Annotated in this window: 13 protein-coding genes; 9 read left to right on the top strand and 4 right to left on the bottom strand. The window is 65.5% G+C overall.

The genetic code is table 11. The features are described from left to right. Positions 1 to 39: 39 nt before the first annotated feature. From fabF to NLM25_RS11075, 3 genes are all read right to left on the bottom strand, one after another. Entirely contained in the window at positions 40 to 1,302 is a 1,263-nt protein-coding gene (fabF, locus tag NLM25_RS11065; RefSeq protein WP_254136961.1) for a beta-ketoacyl-ACP synthase II, read from the bottom strand. Position 1,303: 1 nt separating this feature from the next. Next, the gene (locus NLM25_RS11070) at positions 1,304 to 1,819 is read right to left on the bottom strand and encodes a helix-turn-helix domain-containing protein (RefSeq protein ID WP_254136962.1); all 516 of its coding nucleotides are present in this window, start codon (positions 1,817 to 1,819) and stop codon (positions 1,304 to 1,306) included. A gap of 328 nt (positions 1,820 to 2,147) precedes the next feature. Next, positions 2,148 to 3,155: a polyprenyl synthetase family protein gene (locus NLM25_RS11075; protein WP_254116916.1), complete on the bottom strand. Its 1,008-nt coding sequence runs from the start codon at positions 3,153 to 3,155 to the stop codon at positions 2,148 to 2,150. Between the two features lie 132 nt (positions 3,156 to 3,287). Here NLM25_RS11075 and NLM25_RS11080 point away from each other — a divergent pair, with 132 nt between their 5' ends. The 6 genes from NLM25_RS11080 to glyS all read left to right on the top strand — a co-directional run bounded on the left by NLM25_RS11080 (position 3,288) and on the right by glyS (position 8,939). After that, positions 3,288 to 3,515 (top strand): DUF2007 domain-containing protein, encoded by a 228-nt coding sequence (locus NLM25_RS11080; RefSeq protein WP_018323354.1) that lies wholly within the window; start codon positions 3,288 to 3,290, stop codon positions 3,513 to 3,515. Next, entirely contained in the window at positions 3,508 to 4,275 is a 768-nt protein-coding gene (locus tag NLM25_RS11085; protein WP_254136963.1) for a tRNA1(Val) (adenine(37)-N6)-methyltransferase, read from the top strand. Before NLM25_RS11080 ends, NLM25_RS11085 begins: the two co-directional genes overlap by 8 nt. 214 nt (positions 4,276 to 4,489) lie before the next feature. Then, positions 4,490 to 5,398 (top strand): S49 family peptidase, encoded by a 909-nt coding sequence (locus NLM25_RS11090; RefSeq protein WP_254136964.1) that lies wholly within the window; start codon positions 4,490 to 4,492, stop codon positions 5,396 to 5,398. Positions 5,399 to 5,502: 104 nt separating this feature from the next. Beyond that, on the top strand, positions 5,503 to 5,694 hold the full coding sequence (locus tag NLM25_RS11095; protein ID WP_254136965.1) for a hypothetical protein: 192 nt from the start codon (positions 5,503 to 5,505) through the stop codon (positions 5,692 to 5,694). A gap of 210 nt (positions 5,695 to 5,904) precedes the next feature. After that, positions 5,905 to 6,840 carry a glycine--tRNA ligase subunit alpha gene (locus NLM25_RS11100; RefSeq protein ID WP_254136966.1) on the top strand — a complete coding sequence of 312 codons (936 nt, stop codon included), beginning with the start codon at positions 5,905 to 5,907 and terminating at the stop codon, positions 6,838 to 6,840. Continuing rightward, positions 6,840 to 8,939: a glycine--tRNA ligase subunit beta gene (gene glyS / locus NLM25_RS11105; RefSeq protein ID WP_254136967.1), complete on the top strand. Its 2,100-nt coding sequence runs from the start codon at positions 6,840 to 6,842 to the stop codon at positions 8,937 to 8,939. The genes NLM25_RS11100 and glyS overlap by 1 nt, the downstream gene beginning before the upstream one ends. 231 nt (positions 8,940 to 9,170) lie before the next feature. On the opposite strand, the gene NLM25_RS11110 is transcribed toward glyS, so the two are convergent. After that, positions 9,171 to 9,524: a DUF1236 domain-containing protein gene (locus tag NLM25_RS11110; RefSeq protein ID WP_254116921.1), complete on the bottom strand. Its 354-nt coding sequence runs from the start codon at positions 9,522 to 9,524 to the stop codon at positions 9,171 to 9,173. A 223-nt stretch (positions 9,525 to 9,747) separates the two neighbouring features. Between NLM25_RS11110 and NLM25_RS11115 the strand changes: the two genes are divergently transcribed. The 3 genes from NLM25_RS11115 (at position 9,748) to NLM25_RS11125 (ending at position 14,856) form a co-directional block, all read left to right on the top strand. Next, a complete protein-coding gene (locus NLM25_RS11115; protein WP_014497329.1) occupies positions 9,748 to 9,903 on the top strand; it encodes a DUF3096 domain-containing protein in 156 nt (51 codons plus the stop codon). Between the two features lie 96 nt (positions 9,904 to 9,999). Continuing rightward, positions 10,000 to 12,924: a pyruvate, phosphate dikinase gene (ppdK, locus tag NLM25_RS11120; RefSeq protein WP_254116922.1), complete on the top strand. Its 2,925-nt coding sequence runs from the start codon at positions 10,000 to 10,002 to the stop codon at positions 12,922 to 12,924. A gap of 477 nt (positions 12,925 to 13,401) precedes the next feature. Further along, positions 13,402 to 14,856 (top strand): cell wall hydrolase, encoded by a 1,455-nt coding sequence (locus NLM25_RS11125; RefSeq protein ID WP_254136968.1) that lies wholly within the window; start codon positions 13,402 to 13,404, stop codon positions 14,854 to 14,856. Positions 14,857 to 14,866 lie beyond the last annotated feature (10 nt).

Below are 14,866 nucleotides of genomic sequence, written 5' to 3' on the forward strand. Positions count from 1 at the left end.
TTTGGTAACGAAGCTTGCCGCGATTGCAAGGCCTCTTGTCTAGCCGATCCGGCGGAAGATCACGCTGGCATTCACCCCGCCAAAGCCGAAGCCGTTGGAGATCGCGTTGAGCATCGGCATCGGCCGCGCGCTGCCTGCGACGATGTCGATGCCGTCAGCGCCCGGATCGGGGTTTTCGAGATTGAGTGTCGGCGGCGCGACCTGGTCGCGCAGGGCAAGGACGGTGAAGATCGCCTCGAGGCCGCCGGCGGCACCGAGCAGATGGCCGGTGGCCGATTTGGTCGCGCTCACGGCAATGTTCCGGTTGCGGCCGAACAGCGCGGCGATGGCGCCGAGCTCGCTCTCGTCGCCGGCCGGCGTCGAGGTTGCATGCGCATTGAGGTGCTGCAAATCCGCGGGCGCAAGCTTCGCCTGCCGGAGCGCGATCTCCATCGCACGGCGGGCGCCGTCACCGTCTGGCGGACCGGACGTCATGTGATAGGCATCCGCCGTCGTGCCGTAGCCGATGATCTCGGCGATCGGCGCGGCGCCGCGCGCCAGCGCATGCTCCAGCTCCTCGATCACCAGGATGCCGGCGCCTTCGCCCATGACAAATCCCTCGCGGTCGCGATCGAACGGGCGGGAGGCGCGCGCGGGCTCGTCGTTGAAGGAGCTCGACAGCGCGCGGGCCGCGGCGAAACCGCCGAGGCTGACGATGTCGATGCAGGCCTCCGCGCCGCCGCAGATCGCGACATCGGCCTCGCCGGCGCGGATCATGCGCGCGGCATCGCCGATCGCCTGGACGCCGGCGGCGCAGGCGGTGACGGGCGTACCCAGCGCGCCCTTGTAGCCGTATTTGATCGAGACGTGGCCGGCGGCGAGATTGGCGAGGAACGAGGGGATGGTGAACGGCGAGAGCCTGCGCGCGCCGCGCTGCTCGGTGATGCGCACGGCCTCCGCCATCGCGGGGAAGCCGCCGACGCCGGAAGCGATGATCGTCGCGGTCCGTTCCAGCGCTGCTGCGTCCTCTGGCGCCCATTTGGCCTGCGCGACGGCCTCTGCGCTGGCGAGCAGCGCGAACAGGATGAAGCGGTCCATCTTGCGCTGGTCTTTTGGCGCGGCCGCCTGTGCCGGATCGAAACCGCCTTCGGCATCGTCGGCTTTGTCGGGCACGAGACCGGCGATGCGCGCCGGCAGCGCCTGCGCCCATTCGCGCAGGGGCCGCAGCCCGCTTTGACCAGCGAGCAAACGCCGCCAGGACAATTCCACACCGCAGCCGAGCGGCGATACTGCGCCCATGCCTGTCACGACGATACGACGCATGTCAGTCTCCAGCCGGCGCGACGGCCGGGTTCATGGCCTTGAGCGAAGCGAGCCGCGCGCGCATCCCGCGGCTGGCGCGGGGACCCGGGACGACGACCGCATTGGCGAGGGTGATCGGGCGCATGTCGGCGGCATCGACCACGACCGGATCGAACGGGCGAACATCGCTCCGGTTCGCCAGCACGATGGATTCGCCCTTGGGCGCGAGATGCTTGTTGCCCCAGGCCAGCAGCGCCACGACCACGGGAAAGAAATCCCGCGCCTTCTCCGTCAGCACATATTCGTAACGCGGCGGGCGTTCGCAGTAACGGCGGCGGACGAACATGCCGCTCTCGGTGAGATGGGCAAGGCGCCGCGACAGGATGTTCGGCGCGATGCCGAGGCTTTGCTGGAACTCGTCGAACTTCGTCGCGCCCTGGAAGGCATCCCGCAGGATCAGGATGCTCCACCATTCGCCGACCGTCTCCACGGCGCGGCCGACCGGACATTCCAGGATGGAAGGGGATTTGGGCTGCATGGCGGGAAGGTAGGGAAGTAACTTGCAAAATGCAAGTTACTTGGCGAGCCGTAGTGGGAGAGGGGGAGCGGGCCGAAGGGCCATGAAGGCGAGGCCGCAATTGAAGGTGTCGCTGCCTTTTAGCGGGAGGTTGGCGAACGATGGCGGGGCGCCATACTCCGTCATTGCGAGCGCAGCGAAGCAATCCAGAGTCTTGCCGTGGAGGCAGACTGGATTGCTTCGTTGCGCTTGCAATGACGCGTGTTGATGCAGTCGGGCGCTATTTCATCGGCCTTCGCCGGGACGACGCCGATGATGTGAAGAGCACTTGTGCTCTAAGCGCGAAAGCCTAGTGCGACCGTGCCAGGCAGAACGCCACCACCTGCTCCAGCGCGCTCTTCATCGGCGAGGACGGGAACAGCGCCAGCGCGTCGACGGCCATGGCGCCGTAGTGCTGGGCGCGGCTGAGCGTGTCCTCGAGGGCGCGGTGCTTGTTCATCAGGCCGATGGCGTGGTCGAGGTCGGCATCGCCGATCTCGCCGCGCTCCAGCGCGCGGATCCAGAACGCGCGCTCGGTGTCGTTGCCGCGGCGGAAGGCGAGCACCACCGGAAGCGTGATCTTGCCCTCGCGGAAATCGTCGCCGGTGTTCTTGCCGAGCTTGGCGCTCTTGCCGCCATAGTCGAGCACGTCGTCGACGAGCTGGAAGGCGATGCCGAGATTCATGCCGACCGAGCGGCAGGCGGTCTGCTCCGCCTTCGGGCGGTTGGCGATGACGGGGCCGACCTCGCAGGCGGCGGCAAACAGCTCGGCGGTCTTGCCGCGGATCACGGCGAGATATTCGTCCTCGGTGGTCGCGGTGTTCTTGGCGGCTGCAAGCTGCATCACCTCGCCCTCGGCGATGGTGGCGGCCGCGGCGGAGAGGATGTCGAGCGCACGGAGCGAACCGACCTCGACCATCATGCGGAACGCCTGGCCGAGCAGGAAGTCCCCGACCAGCACGCTCGCCTCGTTGCCCCAGAGCATGCGCGCCGACAGCTTGCCGCGGCGCATCTCGCTCTCGTCGACCACGTCGTCATGGAGCAGGGTCGCGGTATGCATGAACTCGACGGAGGCGGCGAGCTTGATGTGACCGTCGCCGGCGTAACCGGCGAGATTGGCCATGGCGAGCGTCAGCATCGGCCGCAGGCGCTTGCCGCCGGAGGAGATCAGATGGTTGGCGACCTCCGGGATCATGGTCACGTCCGAACCGGTCCGCGACAGGATCGTGGCGTTGACGCGCTCCATGTCGGGCGCGACAAGGGCAACCAGCTCTTCGATCGACGCGCCGGGAGTTTCGAAAGGTACGATGACGGCCACGCCGGTCTCCAATATTTGCCCCGGAAGGGCTATTCTGATGGAAATACAATAGAAACTGGCGACGGATGCGGCAAGTGCTGCGGAACCATTGACATTTGCCTTCAAACCCCTTTCAGGCAGGAGATCTGTGTTTTGCGTGAACTGGTTCGAACCAACGATATGGTGCTGGTGTCGGCGATCGGCGCGCTGCTCGACGGCGCCAACATCCATCATCTGGTGCTGGACCAGAACATGAGCATCATCGAGGGCTCGCTCGGCATTTTGCCGCGGCGGATCCTGGTCCATGAGGACGACGCCCAGGAAGCCAGGGAACTGCTCACCGAGGCCGGCCTCAGCCACGAACTGCGCGGCGATGAGTGACGCCTCGGCAGTCATTACCGAGGACGCCTTTCTCGGCGGCCGGTTGCTGCTGAGGCAGAAGCGGTCCGGCCACCGTGCCGGGCATGACGCCATCTTGCTCGCGGCGGCGACGGAAGCGCGGGCGGGCGACCGCGTGGTCGATCTCGGCGCCGGCATCGGCACCGCCGGGCTGGCGCTCGGCCGGCGCGTCGCCGGTATCGGGCTAAGCCTGATCGAGATCGATCCGGAGCTGGCGGAGCTCGCGCGCGCCAATGCGGCAGCGAATGGAATTGCCGCCGAGACGATCGTGCTCGACGTCACGGCGGACGCGCGGGCGTTTGCGGCAGACGGGCTGCTGCCCGACAGCGTCGACGTGGTGCTGATGAACCCGCCCTTCAACGATCCCGCACGCCATCGCGGCTCGCCCGATCGGATGCGCCACACCGCGCATGTGGCGACGGAAGAGACGCTGAATGCATGGGTGCATGCGGCGCGGCGCATCCTCCGATCGAATGGCGCGCTGACATTGATCTGGCGTGCCGATGGGGTCGGCGAGGTTCTGGCAGCGCTGTCACGCGGCTTCGGCAGCCTGTCGATCCTGCCGGTTCACGGCGAGGCGGGACGGCCCGCGATCCGCGTGCTGGTGCGCGCGGTCAAAGGGGGGCGGGCTCCGACGCGACTGCTGCCGGGCCTGATGCTCAACGACGAGTCAGGCGTGCCCAAAAATCAGGTCACAGAAATTCTGGAGGGGAGAGCGGTGTTGCCGCTGGCCGAGCTGTGACCGCTTACTGCGGAAGCGATTCCGACTGCTGCTCTTGCGGGGTCGTCAGGCGGATCGCCATGAACAGCGCACCGATCAGCAGCATCAGCAGATAGATTTTCATGGTGTTCTCCGCTGCCTCATTGCAGCCTCCCAACGGGAAATCTGCAAAACACGTTCCGGGCACTTCCAATGACAGTCGCGTGATAAGAAATGGTTAAGCAGAGGTAACGGCATGGCCGAACAATTGAACGATCGTGAGGGTTCCGGCCTGGCCGACAAGCTCATGCAATATCTGCCGGCGCGATTCCGTCCCGGCACGGCGGTGGTGCCGGTGGTGCGGCTGTCCGGGGTGATCGGCGCGGTGACGCCGCTGCGCCCGGGCATGTCGCTTGCGGGTGTCGCGCGGGTGCTGGAGCGGGCGTTTTCGTATCGGAACGCCAAGGCGGTGGCGCTGGTGATCAACTCGCCCGGCGGCTCGCCGGTCCAGTCGCGCCAGATCTATCTGCGCATCAAGCAGCTTGCGGCGGAGAAGAAGCTGCCGGTGCTGGTGTTCGTCGAGGACGTCGCGGCCTCCGGCGGCTACATGATCGCCTGCGCCGGCGACGAGATCATCTGCGATCCGTCCTCCATCCTCGGCTCGATCGGCGTGGTCGGCGGCAGCTTTGGTTTCCAGGAGGCGATCAAGCGGCTCGGCATCGAGCGGCGGCTCTACACCGCCGGCTCGCACAAGGCGATGCTCGACCCGTTCCTGCCGGAGAACCCCGACGATGTCGGCAAGCTGAAGGCGATCCAGCGCGAGATCCACCAGATCTTCATTGCGTTGGTGAAGGAGAGCCGCGGCGCGCGCCTCAAGGGCACCGACGACACGCTGTTCACGGGGGAATACTGGGCCGGCGAGAGTTCGATCGCGCTCGGGCTCGCCGACAGCATCGGCGATCTCCGCTCAACTCTTCGTGCCCGCTACGGCGAGAAGGTTCTCACCCCCGTGATTGCTCAGCCGACCGGTTTGCTGTCCGGCCTTATAGGGCGGAAATCGGCCGGCGCGGGGCAGCTTTCGGCCATGGAATCAATGGCCGGCCTGCCGGACGATCTGATCTCGGCGGTCGAGACGCGGGCGATTTGGGCAAAATTCGGGTTCTAGGCCGTGGCCTCCCGCGCCATTTGGTCCGCGCCGAGCCAATTGCGGCGCGGCTCGGTCTGCGCAAGAATGTGCGTGGGGGCTGAGCACTTAACAAGGATCGACCGATGCCGCCGTTCGTCGCTTTCGCGGGCGTCCTGGGCGGGCTTGCCGTGGTCCGCTGGGCCTACAAGACCGCTGTCCGGATCAACCAGGAGCTGGAGGAGATGCGCTTGTCGCGCGTCGCCGAGGCCGCCCATATGGGGACCATCCAGACGCTGAAACGTGACCCCGTGACTGGGGCTTACCGGCCGGGATAGCCGGCGCCAAGAGTGGGCAAAGGCGCTCTTGCGCCGTGCCCACCATTCCCTTCCGCAATCGTGGTGACGATGGTGGGCACGCTTCGCTTTGCCCACCTGACCGGACCGTCCCGCCTGGCCCGAATCCGCCCCCCTTTGCCTTGATTCCCGTCCCAGCCGTCGATACGGTCCCGCGCGATTCAAAACCCCCCGCGAGAGCCTGATCTGACGATGGACGACTCATTGCCCGCCCATATGCGCCCGGAACGCTCGTTCCAGGGCTTCATCCTCGCGCTCCAGCGGTTCTGGGCCGAGCAGGGCTGCGTGATCCTGCAGCCCTACGACATGGAGATGGGCGCGGGGACCTTCCATCCGGCGACGACGCTGCGCGCGCTCGGCCCGAAGCCGTGGAACGCGGCCTATGTGCAGCCCTCGCGCCGGCCCAAGGACGGCCGCTACGGCGAGAATCCGAACCGGATGCAGCATTATTACCAGTTTCAGGTGATCATGAAGCCGTCGCCGCCGAACCTGCAGGAGCTGTACCTGAAGTCGCTCGCGGCGATCGGCATCGACTCCGCCGTGCACGACATCCGCTTCGTCGAGGACGACTGGGAGAGCCCGACGCTGGGCGCCTGGGGCCTCGGTTGGGAGTGCTGGTGCGACGGCATGGAAGTGAGCCAGTTCACCTATTTCCAGCAGGTCGCGGGCTTCGAATGCGCGCCGGTCGCGGGCGAGCTCACCTACGGGCTCGAGCGCCTCGCGATGTATGTGCAGGGCGTCGACCGCGTCTACGACCTCAACTTCAACGGCCGCGACGGCGACGCCAAGGTCACCTATGGCGACGTCTTCCTGCAGGCCGAGCGGGAATATTCGAAGCACAATTTCGAAGTCGCCGACACCGCGATGCTGTTCGAGCAGTTCAAGATGGCGGAGGCGGCCTGCAGGAAATACCTCGACGCCGGTTGGAAGGACGATAAGCGCGAGGCGCATCTGATGGCGCTGCCCGCTTACGACCAGTGCATCAAGGCGAGCCATGTCTTCAACCTCTTGGACGCGCGCGGCGTGATCTCGGTGACGGAGCGCCAGAGCTACATCTTGCGTGTGCGCGAATTGGCAAAAGCCTGCGGCGAGGCCTGGATCCATACTGAAGCGGGCGGAGCGGCCTGATGCCCGAACTTTTGCTTGAACTGTTCTCGGAAGAAATCCCCGCGCGCATGCAGGCCAAGGCGGCCGACGATCTGCGCCGCATGGTCACCGACAAGCTCGTGGCCGAAGGTCTCGTCTATGAGGGTGCGAAGGCATTCGCGACGCCGCGCCGCCTTGCGCTCACCGTGCACGGAATCCCCGTGCGCCAGCCCGATTTGAAGACCGAGCGCCGCGGACCGAAAGTCGGCGCGCCCGATGCGGCCGTGCAGGGCTTTCTGAAAGCCACAGGCCTGAAATCGCTGGATGAAGCCAAGATCCAGCGCGACCCGAAGGGTGATTTCTACATCGGCTTGATCGAGAAAGCCGGCCGCGACGCGATCGACGTGCTTGCGGAAATCCTGCCCGTCATCATCCGCACCTTCCCCTGGCCGAAATCGATGCGCTGGGGCGCGCGCTCGGGCAAGCCGGGCTCGCTGAGCTGGGTGCGTCCGCTGCATGCGATCACCGCGACTTTCGGGCCGGAGACGGAAGAGCCGGATGTCGTCAAGTTCGAAGTCGACGGCATCGAGACCGGCCAGACCACTTACGGCCATCGCTTCATGGCACCGGCGGCGATCAACGTGCGCCGCTTCGAGGACTATGAGACGAAGCTGAAGGCGGCAAGAGTCATCCTCGATCCGCAGGCGCGCAAGGACATCATCTTTGCCGACGCCAAGGAGCTGACCTTCGCGCAGGGCTTCGAGCTGGTCGAGGATCAGGTGCTGCTCGACGAGGTTTCCGGCCTCGTCGAATGGCCCGTCGTCATGATGGGATCGTTCGAAGCCGAATATCTCGCGATCCCGGAAGAGGTGATCCGCGCCACCATCCGCAACAACCAGAAATGCTTTGTGGTCAGGGATGCGAAGACGGGCAAGCTGACCAACAAGTTCGTCCTCACCGCAAATATCGAGGCTGCCGACGGCGGCAAGGTCATCGTATCAGGCAACGAGCGCGTGATCCGTCCGCGCTTGTCGGATGCGAAGTTCTTCTACGAGACCGATCTCAAAACGAAGCTCGAGGATCGGCTGCCGAAGTTCGATCAGATCGTGTTCCACGAAAAGCTGGGTACGCAGGCGGAGCGCATCAAGCGCATTGAGCGCCTCGCCGCCGAGATCGCGCCGCTGGTGGGCGCGGATGTCGCTAAGGCGACGCGCGCCGCGCATCTCGCGAAGGCGGATCTGCTGACCGAAGTCGTCGGCGAATTCCCGGAGGTGCAGGGCCTGATGGGCAAGTACTACGCGTTGGCCCAGGGCGAGGACGCGTCCGTCGCCGCGGCCTGCGAGGAGCACTACAAGCCGCAAGGTCCCACGGATCGCGTGCCAACCGATCCGGTCAGCGTTGCGGTGGCGCTTGCAGACAAGCTCGACACGCTCGTCGGCTTCTGGGCGATCGACGAGAAGCCGACCGGCAGCAAGGACCCGTATGCGCTGCGGCGTGCGGCGCTCGGCGTGATCCGGCTGATCGCTGAGAATAATTTGCGTTTGTCGCTCATGAAGGTTGCGGCGTCCGCACTCGCCGGCTTGTCGGTGAAGTCGGCCGATGCTTCGAGGCTTCCAGGCGATCTGCTCGCCTTCTTCGCCGATCGTCTCAAGGTGCAGCTCCGCGAGCAGGGCGCTCGGCACGATCTCGTCGATGCCGTGTTCGCGCTCGGCGGCCAGGACGATCTCTTGATGATCGTGCGCCGTGTCGAAGCGCTCGGAAAATTCCTCGACAGCGACGACGGCAAGAACCTGCTTGCCGGCACCAAGCGCGCCAGTAACATCCTTTCGATCGAGGAGAAGAAGGATAAGCGTAGCTTCGCCGGTTCGCCGGATGCCGCGCTCTACAGCCTCGACGAGGAAAAGGCGCTGGCGAAGGCGATCGGCGAGGTGCAGGTGGAAGCGAGCGCCGCCGTCGCCAGGGAGGACTTTGCGGCTGCGATGAGCGCGATGGCAAAGCTGCGTCCGCCGGTCGATGCGTTCTTCGACAAGGTGCGCGTCAACGACGACGATGCGAAGGTGCGCGAGAACCGCCTGAAGCTGCTCAACGAGATCCGCAGCGCCACGCGCGCGGTCGCGGATTTCTCAAAGATCCAGGATTGAGGCGCGCTCGCGCGGCAACATCACTGTCATTCCGGGGCGATGCGAAGCATCGAACCCGGAATCTCGAGATTCCGGGTTCACGCTTCGCGCGCCCCGGAATGACGGCCAAAAAAAGCCCCGCCCGGCGGGGGGATACCGGGCGGGGCCTGATGTCCGATTAACACTGCTCGCGCCAGCCTGATTGAAGTGACGCGCCGGACATCGAGTTGGACTGATTAGTTCATCATCTCGCTAGTCCATCACCTCGACGATGCGTCGCGAGCGCGGCTCGACCAGCACGGTTTCGCCGTTCACGACGGTGTAGCGATAGGTGGTGGCGCCGAAACGTTGCGGCACGTCATAATAGGTGATGCCGGTCTCGGGTAACGTAGAGCCGACCACCACGCGATCCGGGATACGGAAGGCCGGCACACGTTGTTCGACGACATATTCGCGGAAGGCCGGCCGCTGATCGACCGCAATTGTAGGGCTGCTGTCGACCACGACGGGCGCGCGTCCCACCGTGACACCGCTTTGCGCCTGCGCCGCGACGGGCGAGCCAATCGCGGCCGCGAGCGCTGCAAGAGCAAGAATCCTGTTCCGCATGGACAACTCCTTCGAGAAGGTTTTCGGGAAGCGCCACTGGCGCGACCGGTTGCCAATGCTGCGACGCGCACGATGTTCCGGAAAATGCCCTGCCGCATTCGCGGCATTTTCGGGCAGTTTTCGCGAAGGGGGGAACCCAGGCGGCGCTTGTGCGTCTCTACCCGCGGAACCCGGTCCGCTATGATCTGGCCGCGATTCGCCTTAACGCACAGAAAGACAATTCATGCACATCACCGTCGCCCACATCTCGCCGCTTCTGTCGCTGCTTGCGGGCGTGCTTATCCTGATCATGCCGCGCCTGCTGAACCTGATCGTCGCCATCTTCCTCATCATAAATGGTGCGATCGGGCTCGGATTGTTGAAGTGGCTCCATCTCTAGGCCTTCATTTTCCGGAACTCTTCGACTTGCGCGGGCCCTCCCAAAGTGGTGTAAGGCCCGCGATTTCCCCTTCCTCTCGCAGGTTGTGTGCAAGCTATGGCCAAAGCCGCCTCGAAGCCTAAGAAAATACCAGCGAAATCAAAGTCCTCCGCCGCCGCGAAAGCTGCGCCGCCAGCCCGCAAGGCGCTGGCCAAGAGCGCGCCGAAGCCGGTCGCCAAGGCAGCTAAGAAGGCCGGAGCCAAGCCGGCCGCAAAGCCCGCCGCCAAAGTCGCTGCAAAGGCCGTGACCAAGCCGGTCGCGCCGAAGCCCGCGGCAAAGAAGGCGGCGCCTGTGGCGGCCAAGGCCGGCAAATGGGTGTTCACCTTCGGGGACGGCAAGGCCGAGGGCCGCTCGGAAATGCGCGACCTGCTCGGCGGCAAGGGCGCCAACCTCGCCGAGATGGCCAATCTCGGCCTGCCGGTGCCTCCGGGTTTCACCGTTCCGACCTCGGTCTGCACCTATTTCTACGCGCACGACAAGTCCTACCCGAAGGAGTTGCAGTCGCAGGTTGAGAAGGCGCTCGACTATGTCGGCAAGTTGACCGGCAAGGTGTTCGGCGATTCGAAGAACCCGTTGCTCGTCTCCGTGCGCTCCGGCGCGCGCGCCTCGATGCCGGGCATGATGGACACCGTGCTCAACCTCGGCCTCAACGACGAGACCGTCGAAGCGCTGTCAGAACTGTCGGGCGACCGCCGCTTCGCCTATGACAGCTATCGCCGCTTCATCACGATGTATTCGGACGTGGTGCTCGGCTTCGAGCATCATCACTTCGAGGAAATCCTCGACACCTTCAAGGACAGCCAGGGCTATACGCTCGATACGGACCTCACCGCCGAGGACTGGGTCGGTCTGGTCGGCAAGTACAAGGACGCGGTCGCGCGCGAGACCGGCAAGGAATTCCCGCAGGACCCGCACGACCAGCTCTGGGGTGCGATCGGCGCGGTGTTCTCATCCTGGATGAACGCGCGCGCGGTGACCTATCGCAAGCTGCACGACATTCCGGAATCCTGGGGCACCGCGGTCAACGTACAGGCCATGGTGTTCGGCAACATGGGCGAGACGTCGGCGACCGGCGTTGCCTTCACCCGCAATCCCTCGACCGGCGAGAGCAAGCTCTACGGCGAATTCCTGATCAACGCGCAAGGCGAGGACGTGGTGGCGGGCATCCGCACGCCGCAGGACATCACCGAGGAAGCGCGCAAGGAATCCGGCTCCGACAAGGCCTCGATGGAAGCGGCGATGCCGGAAGCCTTCAAGGAGCTGACGCGGATCTACACGCTGCTCGAGAAGCACTACCGCGACATGCAGGACATGGAGTTCACGGTCGAGCAGGGCAAGCTGTGGATGCTCCAGACCCGCGGCGGCAAGCGCACCGCCAAGGCGGCCTTGCGCATCGCGGTCGAGCTCGCCAATGAAGGCCTGATCTCGAAGAAAGAAGCGGTGACGCGGATCGATCCTGCCTCGCTCGACCAGCTGCTGCATCCGACCATCGACCCCGACGCCAAGCGCGACGTCATCGCGACCGGCCTGCCGGCCTCGCCGGGTGCGGCCTCCGGCGAGATCGTGTTCTCCTCGGACGAGGCGGCCAAGCTTCAGGGCGACGGACGCAAGGTCATTCTGGTCCGCATCGAGACCAGCCCGGAAGACATCCACGGCATGCACGCCGCCGAAGGCATCCTGACCACCCGCGGCGGCATGACCTCGCACGCGGCGGTGGTCGCGCGCGGCATGGGCAAGCCCTGCGTCTCCGGCTGCGGCACCATCCGCGTCGATTACGGCCGCGGCACCATGAGCATCGGCTCCCGCACCTTCAAGACCGGCGACGTCATCACCATCGACGGTTCGCTCGGCCAGGTGCTGGCCGGCCGCATGCCGATGATCGAGCCGGAACTGTCCGGCGAGTTCGGCACGCTGATGAAATGGGCCGACCAGGTCCGCAAGATCGGCGTGCGCGTCAACGGCGACACGCCGGAGGACGCGCGCACCGCGATCAAGTTCGGCGCCGAAGGCATCGGCCTCTGCCGCACCGAGCACATGTTCTTCGAGGAGACCCGCATCCGCACCGTGCGCGAGATGATCCTCTCCGAGGACGAGCAGTCGCGCCGCGCCGCGCTCGCAAAGCTGCTGCCGATGCAGCGCGCCGACTTCGTCGAGCTGTTCGAGATCATGAAGGGCCTGCCCGTCACGATCCGCCTGCTCGACCCGCCGCTGCACGAGTTCCTGCCGCACACCCATGCCGAGGTCGAGGAAGTGGCGCGCGCCATGAACACCGACCCGCGGCGTCTGGCCGACCGCGCGCGCGAGCTCTCGGAGTTCAATCCGATGCTCGGCTTCCGCGGCTGCCGCATCGCGATCGCCTATCCCGAGATCGCCGAGATGCAGGCGCGTGCGATCTTCGAAGCTGCCGTCGAGGCCGAGAAGCGCACTGGCAAGGCCGTCGGGCTCGAGGTGATGGTGCCGCTGATCGCCACCAAGATGGAGCTCGACCTCGTCAAGGCGCGCATCGACGCCACCGCGAAGGCGGTGATGCGCGACTCCAACACGAAGCTGTCCTATCAGGTCGGCACCATGATCGAGTTGCCGCGCGCCTGCCTGCTCGCGGCCGAGATCGCGGAGAGCGCCGAGTTCTTCTCGTTCGGCACCAACGACCTCACGCAGACGACCTATGGCATCAGCCGCGACGACGCGGCGAGCTTCCTCGGTCCCTACGTGACGAAGGGCATCCTGTCGGTCGATCCCTTCGTCGCGCTCGACCAGGAAGGCGTCGGCGAGCTCGTCAAGATCGGCGTCGCGCGCGGCCGCAAGACGCGCCCGAAACTCAAGGTCGGCATCTGCGGCGAGCACGGCGGCGATCCCGCTTCCGTCGCCTTCTGCCACAACATCGGCCTCGACTACGTCTCCTGCTCGCCCTATCGCGTGCCGATCGCCCGTCTCGCAGCGGCGCAGGCCGCGCTGGGCAAGGCGGTCGCGAGCCAGGCTTAAGACGAAGACTCGGATTGCAAGATGCGAAGAGGCGGGGCCCAACCCCGCCTCTTTTCATTTTGCGCGACGCTGTTTCCACATACTCAGTGTCATCGCCCGCGAAGGCGGGCGATCCAGTACTCCGAGACAGTAGTGGATCAATCGAGAAGCCGCGGCGTACTGGATGCCCCGCCTTCGCGTGGCGTGACAGCGGTTGCTGTCGCAATACCGGAACTCATCGCGCGTCCCGCAGTGAAACGCGCCGTCAACACTTCCTTCACCATTCGCGTTGACCAAATGTTTACCGTCTTGCGAGAGGCCGCGTTTACCAACGCGCAGCATCACCCCGTCAAAACACCTGCAATCGCTTGAGTGTGCCGCACGCGCAACGCCGATTAACGCCCCGGCAACCTAAATTGGATACTCACGATAAAGATCGAATTGTACGGATGTACTGCGGTTCGGTTTTTCTGGCGTAAGCGTAGCGTGAGCGTGTCGATGTCAGTGTTGCGTAACCATCCGAAGGGCGCGCGGTTCGCGTCCTTCGGCATCGGTCTCTGCATCTTCGCATTGATGCCGAGAGAGACCGGCTATCAGGACATCGCGTCGTTGCTGGCGCGTCAGCCCGGCGTCGCCGAACGCTGGCAGAGACAGGTGTTCTCCGCGGCGTCCTCGATCCAGCTCGCTACCTACAGCTTTTCCCGACCCATCGGCACTTCGGTTCCGCAGAGCGCGATGGTTCGCCTCGCGAGCCTCGATGGCCGCGACGTCACCGGCGCGATCAGCCGCAATCCGACGCTTCAGGCGCCGCCGCGCTACCAGGCCGCCGATTTTCCCAAGGTCGATCGCTCCATGAAGGGCGATCGCCTCGCAAGCGTCGCGCCCACACAGGCTCCCGAGACGACCGCACCATCCGCGGCACCGGCGCAGGAGGATCCCGCGACATCGAACAGCTCAGTGTTCGGCGCCAAGACCGTCGCGTTGCCGCAAGCCATGTCGCCGGAGTCCGCGGCCGCGCTCGATCCCGAGCTTCAGGAAGCACTGCGCGCGCCGCCACTGCCGCAATACGCCAATCCGCCGCAAGCCAGTGACGCAGCGCGCGCGTTCGCGGTCCAGCCGCTCGAGGCGCTGAAGCAAGCGACCCTTCCGGCCGCGCCGCCGCGCGATCCCTTCCGCGTGAAGACCTCGAACCTGTTCTTCGGCAGCTCCTCGCTCGGCGGCAGCCTCGAGAGCATGGAGAGCTGGCAGCCCGGCGCCGAGCCGCTGATCGTGATGCCCGACCCCGACATGAAGGTGACGGCTTCGCTGACGCCGCCGACGGAGGAGATCGCCAAGGACATCGAGAGCGGCGAGAGCGTGGCGCCGAAGGGCGAGGTCAACGCCGACAACCAGCGCGCCAGATCGCCGGCGGAGCGCCTCGCGCTCGACGACAAGTCGCGCGCGAAGTCCGAGAAGTGTCTGGCCGAAGCGGTCTATTTCGAATCGCGCGGCGAGGCCGTGCGCGGCCAGATGGCCGTCGCGCAAGTCGTGATGAACCGCGTGTTCTCGGGCAAATATCCCGATACCGTGTGCGGCGCGGTCTATCAGAACAAGCACCGCCACCTGGCGTGTCAGTTCACCTTCGCCTGCGACAACAATGCCGACGTGATCCGCGAGCCCGAGATGTGGGAGCGCGCGAAAAAGATCTCGAAGGCGATGCTCGACGGCCAGATCTGGCTGCCCGAGGTCGGCAAGTCCACGCACTATCACGCCTACTGGGTGCGCCCGTCCTGGGTCGCCGAAATGAAGAAGATGTACAAGACCGGCGTGCACACCTTCTATCGCCCGCGCGCCTGGGGCGACGGCAGCGAAGAACCGAGCTGGGGCACCCCGGCGCAGACCGCCGCACTGTCGGCTGAGCTCGCTCAGGAAGCCAAGAGTTCTGCCGAGATGGGTGTGAGCGAGCGGCGGTAGCTTTCTTCAC

This window comes from Bradyrhizobium sp. CCGB01, assembly GCF_024199795.1.
In the GTDB taxonomy this organism is placed as follows: domain Bacteria; phylum Pseudomonadota; class Alphaproteobacteria; order Rhizobiales; family Xanthobacteraceae; genus Bradyrhizobium.